The organism is Corynebacterium sp. LaCa_23, assembly GCF_058182375.1.
In genome coordinates this window covers 1,229,169-1,245,106 of the sequence record NZ_CP190825.1, presented here as the reverse complement: position 1 = coordinate 1,245,106, position 15,938 = coordinate 1,229,169, and the positions used below count along the sequence as shown (strand labels likewise).

Here is a 15,938-nt window from a genome sequence, read left to right as displayed (position 1 = left end):
TGGAAACCTAGTGACACAGTTCCTGCTATTACGAACACAAGCCTGGTTAAGTGCAAAACATGAAAACGACACGCACCCCAAGCTCAATTTCCTCACCAGCGATTAAAGTACGCGACGTAGAAAAAGTCTTCGCAGCAAATTCCTCGCATTCAGTGCGAGCACTTAATGACGTATCAGTCTCCATCGCCCCCGGGGAAATCGTAGCGTTGCTAGGTACCAACGGCGCTGGAAAGTCCACACTCATTGACCTCATCTTGGGGCTTACCGAACCATCTTCCGGCACTGTCACAGTCCTAGGCAAAAGCCCCCAGGAAGCGATCAACAACGCACAGCTAGCAGCGGTGCTTCAATCCGGAGGTCTTCTCCCTGACCTCACCGTAAGCGATACTTTAAAAATGATTTCCGCTACCTTTGCCCAGCCCCTAGACATTGGCGAGGTTGCACATCACACCAACTTAGAACCGATATTGTCTCGACGGGTAGGCAAGTGCTCTGGTGGCGAGCAACAACGTCTTCGATTCGCGCTGGCGCTCCTAGGTGACCCGCAGATTCTCATCCTTGACGAGCCGACTGCCGGTATGGATCCAGGCGCTCGCCGGGACTTTTGGGCGTCTATGCAGCACCAGGCTGAGCTCGGGCGCACCATCTTCTTCGCGACTCACTATCTCGAAGAAGCAGACAATTTTGCTGAAAGGATAGTGCTTTTGCACAAAGGGGAAGTTGTGGCCGATGACAAGGTAATTGACATACGTAGCCGCGGCGGGGTCCGAAGAATTACGGCCCAATTTGACGGCAGTATTCCTCCAGTCAATTCGCTACCGGACGTAACTGATGTCACCCGCACTGGAGATCACATTCAAATGACTACCTCAGATTCGGATTAACTGGCCCGCCATCTTCTTAACCACACAGGCGCTTATGACCTCACCATTAGCGCTCATAGCCTGGAAAATACTTTCCTCGCGCTTACCGATGAGCACAGCTAACCCATTTCTCCTCCCGCCAGCCCCCAAACGAAAGATTCCAACCATGTCTAATAGTTCCACCGTGCCTGGGTTTAGTAACACAATGCGTTTTGCTGGGTACAATTTCCTCCGGCTGCGCCGCAACCTCGCCCCGCTATTTTTCACCACCATTTTGCCGGTATTTTTCTATTTACTTTTCGGCACACTAATGGACTTTGGCAACCTTCCCATTCACAACGGTAACTTTGCAGCTCTCCAAATGATCAGCATGGCCCTGTACGGCGGCGTCGCCGGTGCGGTGGGAGCCGCTGCTGCTTCAGTCACTGATGCTCGATCCGGTTGGAGACGCCAACTAGCGCTTACTCCGCTGCGCCCTCACCAGATTTTCTGTGCGAATATCACCTCCATAGCATTGCAAGCTCTGCTCCCCATTGCAGCAGTGTTTCTCACTGGTGCATTAACTAACGCTGACATGGAGCCCCACCAATGGGTTCTGTCCTTTCTTGCGTGCGTTGTTGTCTCTATTCCCTTTGGCTTATATGGGATGATATGGGCACTTGCTTTACCGACGGATAACTCCGTGGCCATTGCTTCTTCCTCTATTGTCCTCCTGCTGTTCGCCGCCAATGTCTTTATCCCCCTATCTTCCTCACTTATGGCGTTTGCCCGCTTTACACCCCTTTTTGGCCCAGTAGTGCTGGCTCAATGGCCGTTGGCAGAAGGGATGCAACTGCTCAATGATGCCGATGGCACGGTTAACCATTCCTTGTGGAGCGCGGGACTAAACTTCGCCGTATGGACCGCAATTTTCGTCGGAGCCTGCGCAATGCTGCTCCACCGCGACAAATCACGAATGTAATGGATTCATTCCATTCGCCCTTCAAGGGATTCGCTACAAATAATGCGGTGTTTGCTAGCGTTTGGCTTATATTTCTGCTCTTCGGCTTAATTCTCAGTTTCGCTCAGCCTGGTGTGGACGCTACGCAGCGCCTAGGTTCCACTGCCTGTGTTATCGCTTTCAGCGCCCTATATTTCTTCAGCTTTGGTTCAGTGACTTACTACCCGCGGGGCTGGAACTTACGTTATCGCTTGGCCGCTCGGTGGTCTGCCTTAGCGCTCATAGCACTTATCTCCATACCCTTCTTCGGAGTTTATGCTACGACGTTTGTGCCCTATCTAGCTGCTTTCCTCGGGTTTCAATTACCGTTGCGTCGGGCATTATTATGGGTACTTCTTACCGGACTCGTAGTCACAGGTGCCTTATGGAGCGTCGATTCGCAGGACCTCTTAGGGACATTCATTGTGATATTCGGCTGGCCAATTTTGCTGGTGTTGCTAGGCACAATGTCTCAAAGAGAAGACTCGCGCACGGATTTAGAGCATCAACTCGATCTCGCTCGCCAACGTGAAGACATTGCCACAGACGTCCATGATTTGCTCGGTCACTCGCTTACCGTCATCAATTTAAAATCTGAGTTGGCACAGCGGCTAGTAGACGTAGATCCAACTCGAGCTCGAAACGAGCTTCAAGAAATAAGTGACCTTTCCCGTAAGAGTTTGGCAGAAGTCCGCTCCACAGTTACCCGGATGCGTATGCCGACCTTCGAAGGAGAAGTTCAGGCAGCACGACGAGCATTCGATACTACAGGGATTCAAGCGCATCTTCCTGCCAACGTCCAAGCCGTAGGACTTTATGACGCCGCCTTTTCCTGGGCATTACGTGAGCTCACCACTAACGTTATTCGCCACTCAGGAGCACAGAACTGCTGGGTTAGCATAACCCAAAATAAGCTCCAAGTCGTAGACGACGGTTGCGGCTTCGATCCGAAAAAGCAGTACCAAAGTGGCGGGCTACACGGGCTGCACAAGCGAATGAAGGACAGCGGCGGAAAGTTGATTATTATGAGGAAGGACGACCGCACCGTAGCGCTGATTACTATGAATGGTGATACTGAGTTACTACCCTTAGACAGTGAAGTGGAGTCCGATGGCTGATACATCTCCACCCATCCGCATCCTCATCGCGGAGGATCAATCATTGGTTCGCGGTGCCCTTGTCGCTCTCCTAGCTACCGAACCAGATATCGAGGTAGTTGCTCAATGCGCAACGGGCAACGAGGTTGCAGGGCTCGTTGCCAAGCACAATGTGGAGGTAGCTCTACTCGATATTGAGATGCCTGGAAAGAGCGGTCTAGACGTAGCTGAAGAGCTCTCCGGCGGTCCATGCAAATGCCTCATCGTTACTACTTTTGGCCGTGGCGGCTATGTAAAACGTGCTATTGATGCTGACATCGCTGGATTCATAGTCAAAGACACTCCCCCCGAACAACTCGCGGAGGCAATTCGCCGAGTAAAGGCTGGGCTGCGGGTGATCGATCCTGCCTTAGCACGAGAAAGTCTTTTTACCCCGGACAACCCGCTCACACCCCGGGAACGAGAAATCGCGCGGCTTTTATTATCTGGGGTGACTTCCTCAGAACTGGCGCGCAAAGTGCATCTTAGTCCAGGCAGTGTACGCAATGTCGTGTCCAGTATCATGACAAAAACCGATGCGAATAATCGCTATGAGGCTGCGACGAAAGCCCAAACTCAGGGTTGGATTTAAAAAGCGCATTTTTCACCAGTCCAATCGGACCGCGTATTCCAGAAAAATCGGCCATAGACATAGGCTTAAGCCCCGCTCCTGTCTGGAACGGGGCTTAAGCGATATTTAATTAGAAACTAGGGCGAGAACTACTTGTTCTCGTCGTCGCCGTCATTATTGGTGCCGAGCTTGTCATCAATGGCATCGCGGGCCTTATCTACCTGGTCTGCCTTGTCCTCGCCCAGCTTGTCCTTGGCAAAGTCCTCGGCCTTGTCCAGGCCTTCCTTGGTAACTTCCTCGCCCTTTTCGGAGTTCAGTGCTTCCTTTGCCTTGTCAAAGATACCCATTGCTAATCCTTTCGTTGTTTACTTCATCTAACCATTGCCGCATCCGGCAACACTGCCCACGATAACGACGCTGTCGAGACTTCGCCACCAAAGGTTGTCAGAAGTTCTAAAGTGATAGCGTTAATGAGATCAATGACCAGCTCGCACGGAAAAGGCAGAAAATGACGCACACTAGCCCTAGTGCAGATGGCAACGCCGCGGAATTCTTTGGGTTGGTGTGGCCTGGCAAGCAGGCCGCGCGCGCGGCAGCAGAGGCTCCCCTAACCGCCGAGTTCGAGATCGATGCTGCGTTAAGCAGCGTAACCGACTCCCCCAATAGCATCTATTTGGCCGATAACCTGGCGGTTCTACAGCACTGGGCTTCCACGGGCGAGACCTTCGATGTCATCTACATCGACCCGCCGTATAACACCGGCCGGGACTTTGTCTACCGCGATAATTACCGCGCGCGACGCGAGGTAAATTCCGGCAGCTATGCCCAGTGGCACGCCGAATGGCTGTCCATGATGTTGCCGCGGCTCATCCTGGCGCGGCGGGTGCTGGCGGAAAACGGCTTTATATTCGTCTCCATTGGAGAGGACGAGGCTGCTAATACCCGCAAGGTCTTGGATGAGGTTTTTGGCGAGGGCTGCTATGCCGGGCAATTCATTTGGAAAAAGGCCGGCACTGGGAAAAACGATTCCAAGTATGCGGTGGTCGAACACGAATACATCCTCTGCTATGCCAAGAACCCGGATAACCCTGGATTTAACCTGGATGCAGAGGGCTACACCAGCACCAAATATAACCACGAGGATGAACGCGGCAAATACTCCTTGGTGCGCCTTGATTCTAAGACCCTGGGGTACCTGCCATCGCTGGATTTTCCCATTGCCTCACCCGATGGCACGCAACACTGGCCGGACCAACCGGCTGGCCACAGCCAGGTAGCGCGCTGGCGCTGGGGCAAGGACATGGTGGAAAAACGCTACGATGAGTTGGTCTTTCGGCGCGGATTCGTCTACACCAAGAACTATCAAAAGGCAGGGGTGCGGCCGCGATCCATCCTCGATGGGCAAAGGTTTGGCGTAACGCGCACTGGGCGCCGCGACGCAGAGGACGTCATGGGCGTAGAGGGAACCTTTGATTTCCCCAAGCCAGTGCGCCTTATCAAGCATCTCATCGCCATTGGCGGCGGGGACGATGCCCGGGTGCTCGACTTTTTCGCAGGCTCTGGCACCACGGCGCAGGCGGTCATGGAACTCAACCGGGAAGACAATGGCGCGCGCAGCTTTCACCTAGTGCAAATTCCAGAGCCCACTGCCCCGAACAGTGCGGCGCACCGGGCAGGCTTTTTTAGCGTCGCGGATATTTGCGTAGAGCGCGTGCGATCCGTGCCTGGGTCCTCTTTCCGGGCCTACCGCGCGATCTAGGTTTCGCGGGTGCCGTCGGGCCTGCCCGGAATACCGAAGAAGTCCAAGACTCGGTCAGTGGCGAAGAACTTTCCTACTTCATTATTTTTGTCTCCAAGACCACCCGGCCACACGTGGGAGCCGCCGCCAATTCGGATATGCTCCAGCGGTGCAGAGCATCCCCGCCAATGCATGTCGAGGGCATTATTGACCAAGCGGTTGGTTTCTACTTTCTCCGAGCATTCATTGCGCTTGCGGTCCTGCTCTAGGACGGATTCGACGGAGAAGTACTTGGTCTTGTGCCGGGTTCCGCCGTAATAGCCCACGACGGGGTCATCGGTGCCGTGCATATCGAGGCGTCCTACGGGTTCATGGGCGCAATCTTTCAGAATATCTTCGTAATATGCAGCGGAAATGGTCGCGACCGAGTGGAAGATGCCGGGCATCTGGCAGGCCAGGTAGGCAGCAAAACCGCCGCCATTGGACATTCCGGTGGCAAAAAGCCGCGAATCATCAACGTTATAGGTCGCGCGGAGGGAATCGAGGATATCGAGCACGAATTTCTTGTCCTCGCTCCCGCTCGTTTCCGCATATGGGGCTGGACTCCACGCCTTTTTCTTGCCCGTGGGAAAGACGGTAATGGCTTGTGCCGCATCGAGGCGGGAATAGCCGCGCAAGTTTTCCGCTGACTGTCCCCATCCGTGAAAAGCCAACACCACAGGCCACTGTTTTTGGGCCGTATAATTTTCCGGAACGCTGAGAATAAATGAACGCCCAGACGGCAGGTTAATCGTGGTATGGGATCCCGGTTTAGGGCCACTGAGCGGCGCAGAGGTTGGAATCCCGAGCTGCGAGGCAGCCGAACCGTGCGATTGCGTGCTTTCGCTGCGTGCCGCCGAGCCTGATTCTTCCTCGTTATTTGCGCATGACACGCCCAGCGCCGCCACGCAGCACAAGACTGCGGTGCTCAACGCAGCGCGCATCGGCCTCCGTCTCATGATGTACGTCCCTTCTGCCAAGCGGCCCATAATTGTTTATAACGGCCCCCATAATTTAGCAGTTCTAAATGGCTACCCTGTTCTACCACCCGGCCATTGTCCATGACCACGATGGCATCGGCGCGCGAGGCCTGATCCAGGCGGTGCGCAACCACCAAGGCGGTCCGCCCCTCCATCACAGTCTCCGCGGCGTCCTCTAAGGATTCAGCGCCCACCGAGCCTGCTTCCGCCGTGGCTTCGTCCAAGATGATGATGCGCGGATCCAGCAACACGATTCGGGCAAGAGCCAATTGCTGCGCAGCCACCGGGTCCAACGGCATGCCTTGCGCGCCCACGATGGTATCGAGGCCCGCTTCCAGATCGAAAAACCAGTCAGCCTGCACTTGGCGTAGGGCCTGAACCATTTCCGCATCGGTGGCCTGTGGCGCTGCGAGTGCAAGATCCTCGCGCAAACTCCCAGAAAAGACGTGCACCTCCTGGGAGACGAGGGCGAGGCGCTGGATACGCTCGGCATCGGAAAGCAGCGAAACCTCGACGCCATCAACAAGCACGGTGCCCTTATCCGGGACGCGCAAGCCCGCGAGCAGGGCTGCCACGGTGGACTTTCCCGCGCCAGACGCCCCAACGAGGGCCACCGTTTCGCCCGGCTTAATCGCAAGGTTGAGCCCCTCGACGGCCCACGAGTTATCGCCATAGCGGAAGGAAATATCCCGCATGACCACGCTGCCATCGCCCCTCGGTGCACCGCTATCCGGCACAGGTTGGGGCGGATCGATGACCACGCCCACGATACGCGCCAATGAGGCATACCCAGATTGCACCGTATCCAGCACGCGCATCAGCCCCATCAGTGGACCGCGCAGGCGAATGAGCAATAACATCGCCGCGGTGACCGCGCCGACTGTAAGCGCATTGGCCTGGACCACCCAGAAGCTTACCGTCAAACCGCTGCCCAATAAGACCAGCTCAATGCCGGTGAGGTGGGCCTGGAGAACCATCATCGTCCGGCGCGCGTTATAGCCTTCTTCCACCACACGCGTTGAAGCCGCACCGATTCGATCGTGCATCGTATCTTCCATGCGGAAGGCACGCACCGTATCCCTGCCGTGGATTGCCTCTAAAAGCCGGCGGGCGCGGTCCGCCATGGCAGCGCGCTCAGCGGCATACCGGTCAGGGGCGCGCCGCAGGTAATACCGGGCGGCAAAGAAATACAGCGGGGTCACGGCGAGGATGACCACGAGGTATTGCCAATCCACCGTAAGCAGCGCTACTGCCGTTGAGGCAATGGCAAAAATGGACTTTGCCAGCACGGGGACCGTCTCTGTAACCGCGGCGGAAAGTTCCGCGACGTCATCGGTAGAGCGCGATACCAAGTCTCCGGTCCCGGCATCTTCGACGCGGTGCGTGGGAAGGCCGAGTGCCGTAGAGACCATATCCTCGCGCAGAGACGCGATGACGCGCTCGGTCAGCTGGGACAGAACATAGAATCCCGTTGCCGATAAAGCGGCAGACGCGCCCGCGATCCCGATGAGCAGGACTCCGAGGAGGGCGATGTTGGCGCCCGTTGTCACGGCATCGACAATTTTGCCGAGCAGGATCGGGATGGTGACATTGGCCGCTGCTCCGGCTATCAAAAACACCACGGCGATAAGGGCGCGACGGCGCGCGTAAGGAATCAGCGATAACTGCTGCGCCACAACCTTTCGCACCTGTGGCCACGTGGCGGTGGGAAAACGCATTAGGATTCCACCCCCACTGCATGCCAAGCAGGCGCCGATGTATAGACGATGGTGGGTTTGTCCTTCCGGTAGTCCGCAACGCGGTGGGCTACTTCCTGCTCAGTAACGGAATCGACCGCGGTGGTGGGATCAGAGAGAATAAGCACCTCTGGATCCGCGGCGATGGCGCGGGCAAGGGCGACTCGTTGCTGCTGGCCGCCGGACAGGTTGTTTCCGCGCTCACCCACGGCGCGGTCCAGCCCACCGGGAATATCCTCTCCGGCGGCCACCTCTAGAGCCCGTGCGGCCGTATCCGCATCCGGATGAATATTATCCTGCACGGTTCCGGTAAAGAGCATGACCTCGTGTGGCACGACGATGAATTTTTCCCGGGGTAGGTCTCGCAGTTCTTCCGGAGCATGTCCATCGATGGCGGTCACCCCTGGCCGCAGCGCAGGAACCTGTGGTGCGGCGTCCTCGGGAAGTCCAGGAGCGCCCAGCAGGCCCACGATTCGCTGCGCACTCGCCTGCGCCGCGGCCCACCGGGAGGCAATATTCCTTCCCAGCATGGTCATCGGGGTAATGATGAATTGGGTAAGGCCAATGATCATAATGAGCTCACCAATGCTCATCTGCCCATCCAGCGCCAGGTAGCCGGCGGCAACCGCGACGGCGATGACATAAATCGAGCCCAGCGCCTCCGTAGAAGCATTCAATCCAGCCTGCGCCGCATTGGCCTCAACGGTTCGCTCGTAGGCGGCATCGGAATCGCCCGCATACCGCTTGCGCACCGTGCCAATCGCTCCGATCCCTTTAATAATGCGCAGGCCATGGACAATATCCGTCGCCGTCGCGCTCGCCCGGCCCAATGCTTCTTGCCGGATACCAGAGCGCTTGCGCAAGGGACCAGCCGAGCACAGCGATCCCCACACCACGATGGGGCCGCCGCATAAAATGGCCACGCCTAGCGGCAGATTCACCCGGCTGGTCATCACCGCGACATAAATGATCGACGTAATCTCCGCCACCGGGAACACCGTCATCATCACCGCATTCTGCACACGGGTCGCATCGGTCGAGGCAATGGCCAATAACTCCCCTGGCGTGCGTTTCGGCCCGCCCATCCCTTTGGGATCCATAATCCGATCCGTGATGGCCATGCGCACGTCGTGGCCGATAACCAGCATGCTGCGCGCGTTGAGCCCGCGGCCACACCACCCAGTGACGGTATTTACGGCGAAGGCTAGGACCAGAAGTGCAAGCCACCACCACAGTCGCCCGATCGATCCTTCCACCACCGCTTCATCGATGGCATAGCCCACGATGACCGGCGTTGTGCCGTTGAGTACGAAGGAGATAGCCATGCACACGGCCGCTGGGATGGTCATCCCAGGCCGGGAGAAGACAGCCTTCAGCAACCACCGCCGATCTGATGGTTCTGGAAGTGTTGCCATAACAACCCATTCTAATTCCCGGTAGGTTAGATAGCCTATGTCGACTCGCCACCCCAACCCCCAGCACTTCCCCAGCTACCGAAATCCCTCTGCGAAGCAGAAGCCTACCTTCAGCACCGATCCCCAGCGCACCCAGGCAGCGCGCGCCTTCCACCACGGTGCACATACCTATCAGGATGTCCGCCCCCATTACCCGCCCGAGGTTGCTGAGCTCATCGCCGGAGCCCACCGCGTTGCCGATATCGGCGCCGGCACCGGCAAGCTCACTGAGTCCCTCATCAACCCCACCGTGCTTGCGGTCGAGCCATCGGCAGATATGGCCCGCGTGCTCCACCGCCGCCTAGACGTTCCCATCATCCGCGCCACGGCCGAGCACACCGCGCTTGCCGATGCCTCCCTCAACGCCGCCTGCCTCGCCCAAACCTGGCACTGGGTCGACGTTGCCGCCGCTTCCGCCGAGCTGGACCGCATCCTCGCGCCGGGCGGGCGCGTCCTTTTAGTGTGGAATACCCTCGACGTACATGCGGATCCCTGGATCCTTCGGTTAAGCCGCATCATGCACTCCGGCGACGTGCATAAGCCCGGCTTCTATCCCGAATACAAAGCGCCCTGGATCTTAGAGCGCGAACTCCGGCTGAGCTGGACCCACGAGCTCACCCCAGAACAGCTCCACCAACTCATGCGCACCCGTTCCTACTGGCTCAGAAATAACGAGGACATCCACGAGCGCATGACCCACAACCTGAACTGGTACCTCTACGAGCACATGGGCTTTTCGACCGGGCAAAAACTGCACATCCCGTACCGCACGGATGCATTCGTGCTGGTACGGGAGGAGTCTATCTCGAGGGACTGATTACAGGAGAACCTGGGCCAAGAGGGAGCCGACGACACAAGAGGTAAATACGGAGATCGCTCCGGGGATAAGGAACGAGTGGTTGATGACGTATTTGCCAATTCGCGTCGTACCCGTGCGATCGAAGCCAATGCAGGCCAAGTCAGAAGGATAGGTTGGCAAGATGAAGTAACCATAAGCTGCGCCGTAGAAACCAACAATGACAGCCGGGTCAATGCCCAATTGCAAGCCAATAGGGGCAATTGCTACCAGTGCAGCAGCCTGCGAATTGACCAACTTGGACACAACCACCAACACGACGGCGTACGTCCATGGGGCCGCCTCAACGACAGAACCCAAGTTCGTTTCCAGGGCATCGATATGGGATTGGAAGAACGTATCTGCCATCCACGCAACACCGAAGACCGAAAATACAGCGGTCATGCCGGCCTTGAATACTGGAGTAGACGCAATCTTTTTGGTATCCACTTTGCAGCTAAGAAGGATGATGGCGCCGGCGACGAGCATGACCATCTGGATCACTAGATTCATCGATACCGGGCTCAGCTCGCCATCATCACCAGGAACCAGGGGGCGCAGGAACTCAAAAGCGCCGAGGAGGACCACGCAGGCAATAGCGACAAGGAAAACGACTACTGAACGCTTAGCCTCGCGGGAAAATTCCTTACCGATGAGCGAATCGGCGCTCTCATTGATGCTGGCGGCAAACTCTGGGTCTTTCATCCGTTCTTGGAAAGCCGGATCCTTGTCCAGGTCCTTGCCGCGACGCAGCGACCATAACGCAGCGAGGAGCACACCACATAATGATGCGGGTAGCGCTACCGTAAGAATCTGCGGAATCGAATAAGCCTTGTCGATAGCTCCAGCATTTTCCGCAAGGATCGATGCAAGAGAAACGGTAGCCACGGACACCGGTGAAGCGGTAATACCCATCTGGGCCGAGGTCGAGGCCACTGCCATCGGACGCTCAGGACGAATTCCCTTTTTGAGCGCGATGTCTTCAATAATCGGAAACATGGTGTAGACCACGTGGCCAGTGCCGCACAGTACGGTAAGGAACCAAGTAGTCAGTGGTGCCAAAATGGTGATGCGCTCTGGATGAGCACGCAAGAACTTCTCCGCATGCTGCATCATCACTTCCAAACCTTGTGCTTGTTGCAATGTGGCTGCACAGCCGATAACGGCAATGATTGTGAGCATGACCGACACGGGGGGCTCGCCCGGTGCCAAGCCAAATACGAAGACCATCAGCATCAAGCCGATGCCAGAAATTAATCCGAGGCCGATCCCGCCATAGCGGGTGCCCAAAAGCAAAGCACTTAAAATGATTATGACTTGAAGCACGATAGCCAAGACTGAATCCGGGGCAATCACATTCGCTAACATGTCATGCCTTTCAAACAGAAAGTAAATGGTTGACAAGTTTTATCCTATCGGCGCCATAGTGCTTTCACCGAAGCGAAAAGGAGAGCAAAGTGTCACACCATTGTTGGTGACACTTTTGCTCTCCTAAGTGGTAAAATACCGGGTTAACCGGCGAAATTATGTAGTTTTGAGGCCCCCTGATGCCTCTGCAGAGAGCTCCGGCTTTGCTGGCGAGACAAGCTCAACTACACCTCACGTGCCAACCCCGAAAGATGTTGTGCACTATTAGTTGTCGACTCCTCAGGCCTTGTCCTTCCCAGACTTCTGGTCAATCTTATAGTGCAAGTGATTTTTCACTGCGGGCCACTCATGCCGCAGTACGCTATACACGCAGGTATCTCTGACTAACCCGTTATCTAGTATTTGCTGGCCGCGAAGGATTCCATCAAGATGTGCCCCGAGGGATTCCAGCGCACGGCGGCTTTCGCGGTTAAAGGAGTTGGTGGTGAAAAACACGGATAAGCAATCAAGCTGCTCAAATGCATGGCCCATGAGTGTCAGTTTGCAGTCTGCATTAACCGCAGTATTCTGCGCCGAAGCCCGGTACCAGGTGTATCCGATTTGTGCGCGCCTATTACCCAGATCTAAGGCCTGATACCCAGTCATTCCCACTGTAGTGCCGGCTGAATCAAACACCGTAAAAAGCTGCGACCCGTGGGAGTCATACCAAGAAATGCGTTCTTCCACGGCCTTTTCCATCTCGCTTGGTGATGGAACCTTGGTATACCACCGCTTCCATAATTCCCCGTCCTGCACCGCCTCAGCCAGTCCAGGGGTATGCTCCATGCTCAACGCCTTGAGAGTGATATTTTGCCCGCGCAAGATCTCGATTTTCTGTGACACCGTATTTACCTTCTTGCTTTCTGGGCCTAAGCCAATGATCTAATGTCTTTCAAGCTTAGCTGCCAATGACACCGAGCGTAATGAAATAGATAAAAACGAGCGAAGCCCCACGGTTGTGAAAGCTTCGCTCGTTTTCGCAGTGAACTCTTATTTCCGCTTTTTACCTCGGCGTTCGCGCACGCGCACGGCAATGCGGATTGGAGTGCCGTGGAAACCAAAGCGCTCGCGGAACTTGCGCTCAAGGTAGCGCCGGTAGGATGCGTCGAGGAATCCAGTGGTAAAGAGAACAATCGTCGGCGGCTGGGTCGATGCTTGCGTAGCAAAGAGCACGCGTGGTAAACGATTATTCTTCATCGGCGGCGGGTTGGCAGCAATCGCCTCACGCATCCAGTTATTGAGCTGGCCGGTGGACACGCGCTGATCCCAGCTTTCTAGGGCCTCGATCATGGCCGGCTCCAGCTTTTGCAAGGCGCGGCCGGTCTCAGCCGAAATATTAACGCGGGTCACCCACGGCAAGTGCCGCAGCTGCTCGTCAATCTCACGATCGAGGTAATAGCGGCGGTCCTCATCCATCAGATCCCACTTATTGAACGCAATGACCAGTGCCTTGCCGGATTCCAGCACCATATTGAGCACGCGCTGGTCCTGCTCGGAGATCTCCTCGGAGGCATCGATAAGCATGATGCATACCTCGGCCGCATCGATCACGCCACGGGTGCGCAAGGACGCATAATACTCGTGGCCCTGCGCGTTCTTGACTTTCTTGCGCAGGCCCGCGGTATCAATGAACTTCCACAACTGCTCATCTAGCTGCACCAGCGAGTCCACGGGATCCACCGTGGTGCCGGCGACATTATCCACCACCGAGCGCTCCTCGCTGGTGAGCTTATTGAGCAACGAGGACTTGCCCACATTAGGCCTGCCGACGAGCGCGACGCGGCGAGGGCCCGACGTAATCGAGGTCTCGCGCGGTTCTTCGGGGAAGCTGCGCAGGATCTCATCCAGCACGTCCGCGCCACCGCGTCCATGCTGTGCGGACACCGGCCACGGGGCCCCGAGGCCCAAGGCGTAAAACTGCGCCATATCCGCATACTGGTTATCGGAATCAAACTTATTCGATACCACGATCACCGGAACCGGGGACTTTTGCAGGCGGCGCGCCATGACCTCATCGGTTTCGGTAATGCCTACCTTGGTGTCTACCACCATTACGATGACATCGGCGGTATCCATCGCCATTTCCGCCTGGCGGGCGATATCGGCGTGCATGCCTTTGACGTTGGGATCCCAACCGCCGGTATCCTGCACGATAAAGCGCTGCCCATTCCAGTCCGCCACGTAGGACACGCGGTCACGGGTAACGCCAGGGTGGTCTTCTACGACGGCCTCGCGGCGGCCGAGGAAGCGATTAACCAGCGAAGACTTGCCCACATTCGGTCGGCCCACAATAGCGACGGTGCACAGGGCTTCTTCGGTGGCATCGGCAAAGCCCAGCGACTGCGAGAGCTGCTCCCACTCGTCCTCACTGAGAGGCTGCTCTAGGTCGTCCTCGTCCCCGTAGTCGGCCTCGCCGAACTCTGACTCATCAAAGTCGTAGTCGAATTCTTCGGCATCAAAATCGTCCGTAGCCCACCCCGGCGAGGTCTCTACCGTTTCCTCGTCGAACTTACCCGCAGGGTAATGGAACTGCGTGACTTCTTCCTCTGGGGACTCAAAATCTTTGTTGCTCATGAGCGGGACTCCTTAACCACGTTGATAAGAGCCTGCACGACATCCTCCGGGCTCATGTCAGAGGTATCGACAATAGTGGCGTCGTCGGCGGGGCGAAGCGGCGAGGTGGCGCGGGAAGAATCCGCGGCATCGCGGCGCTGCACATCTGCCAGTACCGATTCAAAATCGGAGGCAATACCGGCCTTTTCGTTTTGATCGTGCCTGCGCTGCGCACGGACTTCCGCGGAAGCCGTCATAAAGGCCTTCGCCGGGGCATCGGCTAGCACCACGGTGCCGATATCGCGGCCCTCTACAATGGCGCGGTGGGCGCGTTGCGCAAGCGTGCGCTGCAATGCCACCAAGTTCTCGCGCACCTCTGGGATGGCAGATACTGCGGAGACGTTCTGGGTGACCTCGTCTTCCCGGATAACGCGAGAGACATCGGCGCCATCGAAAAGCACCTGCGTGGAATCCGGATCATCGGAAACCTCCAAGGGCAGGTTGGCCGTCGCGGAAATCACCGCCTGCTTGTCCGCGGGATCCACGCCTTGGCGCAATACCACAAGGGTTGCCACGCGGTACATGGCGCCGGTATCGATGTACTTTGCATCCAATTGCTTGGCTAGGGTCCGGCATGTCGTGGACTTCCCCGTTCCGGAGGGCCCATCGACCGCGAGGATCAGGCCTTCATCAGGCATATTCGAAATCATTACATCCCCACCGCCTTGTACAAGCTCGTCAACTCGTTGGAATTTAGCGCGCGCAGCCCACCGGGCTTCATATCGCCCAATTGGACCGTGTGCAGCTTGGTGCGCACCAGGCGCTGCACGGGGTAGCCGGCTTCCTTCAGCAGGCGGCGCACGATGTGCTTGCGCCCTTCGTGTAGCTCTACTCGGACCAAAGAGAATCCCTGATTCTTGTCCACTACCTGCACAAAATCGGCCTTGGCTAGGCCATCTTCTAGCTCGATGCCCTCTTTAAGCTGGCGCACCAACTTATTATCGGCCTCGCCCAATACCGTGGCCAGGTAGGTTTTCTTCACCTCATATTTGGGGTGCATCAGGCGGTTGGCCAATTCCCCATCATTGGTGAGGATGAGCAGGCCTTCCGTATCCGCATCCAAGCGGCCTACGTGGAATAGGCGCTGGCCCGAGGCAACCTTTTCAGAAACCACGTCACCCACGCAGGGACGGCCGAGATCATCTGACATCGTCGACTGCATTCCGCGGGGTTTATTGAGGATGAAATATTCTTGGTCCTCGTTGACGTTGACGCGAACGCCATCAACGCGGATGACGTCCACGGCGGGATTGACCTTCACGCCCTGCTTGAGGATGACATTGCCGTTTACTTCAACGCGTCCGGCATCAATGAGGATTTCCGCGTGGCGGCGCGATGCGACGCCCGCCTTGGCCAAGACCTTCTGCAGGCGCTCGCCCTTGGGCTTATCGTCATCGACCAGCCAGTCAGCGCCCAAATCGCGCGCCACCGATTCTGCAGTGGCCTTCTGCTTTTTCTTGGAAACGTGTTGATTACGAGCCGGCTTGGCATTAGAGACAACGATATCGCTGTCTCGCTGCTTCTTATCCGGTGTGCCGTCACGGCGAGCGGGAGGAGTCACTTAAGTGTCCTTTTCTCTCGAAGATA

The 15,938-nt window shown here is 56.8% G+C and carries 14 protein-coding genes and 1 pseudogene; 6 read left to right on the top strand and 9 right to left on the bottom strand.

The features are described 5' to 3' along the window. Positions 1-59: 59 nt before the first annotated feature. From ACP8IT_RS06055 to ACP8IT_RS06040, 4 genes and pseudogenes are all read left to right on the top strand, one after another. Positions 60-986: pseudogene (locus tag ACP8IT_RS06055) on the top strand (ABC transporter ATP-binding protein). Between the two features lie 82 nt (positions 987-1,068). Further along, positions 1,069-1,824 carry an ABC transporter permease gene (locus ACP8IT_RS06050; protein WP_490293075.1) on the top strand — a complete coding sequence of 252 codons (756 nt, stop codon included), beginning with the start codon at positions 1,069-1,071 and terminating at the stop codon, positions 1,822-1,824. Continuing rightward, positions 1,824-2,960, top strand: a complete 1,137-nt coding sequence (locus tag ACP8IT_RS06045) for a sensor histidine kinase (RefSeq protein ID WP_023028788.1) — start codon at positions 1,824-1,826, stop codon at positions 2,958-2,960. Before ACP8IT_RS06050 ends, ACP8IT_RS06045 begins: the two co-directional genes overlap by 1 nt. Beyond that, positions 2,953-3,570, top strand: a complete 618-nt coding sequence (locus ACP8IT_RS06040) for a response regulator transcription factor (RefSeq protein ID WP_005282866.1) — start codon at positions 2,953-2,955, stop codon at positions 3,568-3,570. The genes ACP8IT_RS06045 and ACP8IT_RS06040 overlap by 8 nt, the downstream gene beginning before the upstream one ends. 128 nt (positions 3,571-3,698) lie before the next feature. Here the strand turns inward: ACP8IT_RS06040 and ACP8IT_RS06035 are convergent, their stop codons facing one another. Further along, on the bottom strand, positions 3,699-3,896 hold the full coding sequence (locus ACP8IT_RS06035; protein ID WP_005279274.1) for an antitoxin: 198 nt from the start codon (positions 3,894-3,896) through the stop codon (positions 3,699-3,701). Between the two features lie 161 nt (positions 3,897-4,057). Between ACP8IT_RS06035 and ACP8IT_RS06030 the strand changes: the two genes are divergently transcribed. Further along, on the top strand, positions 4,058-5,308 hold the full coding sequence (locus tag ACP8IT_RS06030) for a site-specific DNA-methyltransferase (protein WP_490289724.1): 1,251 nt from the start codon (positions 4,058-4,060) through the stop codon (positions 5,306-5,308). Here ACP8IT_RS06030 and ACP8IT_RS06025 read toward each other — a convergent pair. Genes ACP8IT_RS06025 through ACP8IT_RS06015 form a run of 3 tightly spaced genes read right to left on the bottom strand, consistent with a single transcriptional unit; the run spans position 5,305 to position 9,457 of the window. Continuing rightward, on the bottom strand, positions 5,305-6,285 hold the full coding sequence (locus ACP8IT_RS06025) for a CE1 family esterase (RefSeq protein WP_490289723.1): 981 nt from the start codon (positions 6,283-6,285) through the stop codon (positions 5,305-5,307). The genes ACP8IT_RS06030 and ACP8IT_RS06025 overlap by 4 nt on opposite strands. Continuing rightward, positions 6,282-8,024: an ABC transporter ATP-binding protein gene (locus ACP8IT_RS06020; protein WP_490289722.1), complete on the bottom strand. Its 1,743-nt coding sequence runs from the start codon at positions 8,022-8,024 to the stop codon at positions 6,282-6,284. The genes ACP8IT_RS06025 and ACP8IT_RS06020 overlap by 4 nt, the downstream gene beginning before the upstream one ends. After that, positions 8,024-9,457, bottom strand: coding sequence for an ABC transporter transmembrane domain-containing protein (locus ACP8IT_RS06015; RefSeq protein WP_490290583.1), 1,434 nt, complete (start codon positions 9,455-9,457; stop codon positions 8,024-8,026). The genes ACP8IT_RS06020 and ACP8IT_RS06015 overlap by 1 nt, the downstream gene beginning before the upstream one ends. Positions 9,458-9,494: 37 nt before the next feature. Between ACP8IT_RS06015 and ACP8IT_RS06010 the strand changes: the two genes are divergently transcribed. Then, the gene (locus ACP8IT_RS06010) at positions 9,495-10,313 is read left to right on the top strand and encodes a class I SAM-dependent methyltransferase (RefSeq protein WP_490290582.1); all 819 of its coding nucleotides are present in this window, start codon (positions 9,495-9,497) and stop codon (positions 10,311-10,313) included. Here ACP8IT_RS06010 and ACP8IT_RS06005 read toward each other — a convergent pair whose 3' ends face one another. From ACP8IT_RS06005 to ACP8IT_RS05985, 5 genes are all read right to left on the bottom strand, one after another. Beyond that, entirely contained in the window at positions 10,314-11,699 is a 1,386-nt protein-coding gene (locus tag ACP8IT_RS06005) for an anaerobic C4-dicarboxylate transporter (protein WP_284641759.1), read from the bottom strand. It lies immediately after the preceding gene. A 279-nt stretch (positions 11,700-11,978) separates the two neighbouring features. Further along, the gene (locus tag ACP8IT_RS06000; RefSeq protein WP_284900743.1) at positions 11,979-12,581 is read right to left on the bottom strand and encodes a GNAT family N-acetyltransferase; all 603 of its coding nucleotides are present in this window, start codon (positions 12,579-12,581) and stop codon (positions 11,979-11,981) included. 147 nt (positions 12,582-12,728) lie between these two features. Then, positions 12,729-14,312 carry a ribosome biogenesis GTPase Der gene (gene der, locus ACP8IT_RS05995; protein ID WP_490290581.1) on the bottom strand — a complete coding sequence of 528 codons (1,584 nt, stop codon included), beginning with the start codon at positions 14,310-14,312 and terminating at the stop codon, positions 12,729-12,731. Further along, entirely contained in the window at positions 14,309-15,001 is a 693-nt protein-coding gene (gene cmk, locus ACP8IT_RS05990; protein ID WP_490290580.1) for a (d)CMP kinase, read from the bottom strand. Before cmk ends, der begins: the two co-directional genes overlap by 4 nt. After that, positions 15,001-15,912 carry a pseudouridine synthase gene (locus ACP8IT_RS05985; RefSeq protein WP_005279286.1) on the bottom strand — a complete coding sequence of 304 codons (912 nt, stop codon included), beginning with the start codon at positions 15,910-15,912 and terminating at the stop codon, positions 15,001-15,003. Before ACP8IT_RS05985 ends, cmk begins: the two co-directional genes overlap by 1 nt. Between the last annotated feature and the right edge of the window lie 26 nt (positions 15,913-15,938).

Coding starts and splice junctions, on each gene's coding strand:
- ACP8IT_RS06030 (WP_490289724.1), top strand. CDS start 4,058: ATGACGCACACTAGCCCTAGTGCAGATGGCAACGCCGCGGAATTCTTT.
- cmk (WP_490290580.1), bottom strand. CDS start 15,001: ATGATTTCGAATATGCCTGATGAAGGCCTGATCCTCGCGGTCGATGGG.
- ACP8IT_RS06045 (WP_023028788.1), top strand. CDS start 1,824: ATGGATTCATTCCATTCGCCCTTCAAGGGATTCGCTACAAATAATGCG.
- ACP8IT_RS06035 (WP_005279274.1), bottom strand. CDS start 3,896: ATGGGTATCTTTGACAAGGCAAAGGAAGCACTGAACTCCGAAAAGGGC.
- ACP8IT_RS06020 (WP_490289722.1), bottom strand. CDS start 8,024: ATGCGTTTTCCCACCGCCACGTGGCCACAGGTGCGAAAGGTTGTGGCG.
- ACP8IT_RS06025 (WP_490289723.1), bottom strand. CDS start 6,285: ATGAGACGGAGGCCGATGCGCGCTGCGTTGAGCACCGCAGTCTTGTGC.
- der (WP_490290581.1), bottom strand. CDS start 14,312: ATGAGCAACAAAGATTTTGAGTCCCCAGAGGAAGAAGTCACGCAGTTC.
- ACP8IT_RS06010 (WP_490290582.1), top strand. CDS start 9,495: ATGTCGACTCGCCACCCCAACCCCCAGCACTTCCCCAGCTACCGAAAT.
- ACP8IT_RS06015 (WP_490290583.1), bottom strand. CDS start 9,457: ATGGCAACACTTCCAGAACCATCAGATCGGCGGTGGTTGCTGAAGGCT.
- ACP8IT_RS06005 (WP_284641759.1), bottom strand. CDS start 11,699: ATGTTAGCGAATGTGATTGCCCCGGATTCAGTCTTGGCTATCGTGCTT.
- ACP8IT_RS06040 (WP_005282866.1), top strand. CDS start 2,953: ATGGCTGATACATCTCCACCCATCCGCATCCTCATCGCGGAGGATCAA.
- ACP8IT_RS06050 (WP_490293075.1), top strand. CDS start 1,069: ATGCGTTTTGCTGGGTACAATTTCCTCCGGCTGCGCCGCAACCTCGCC.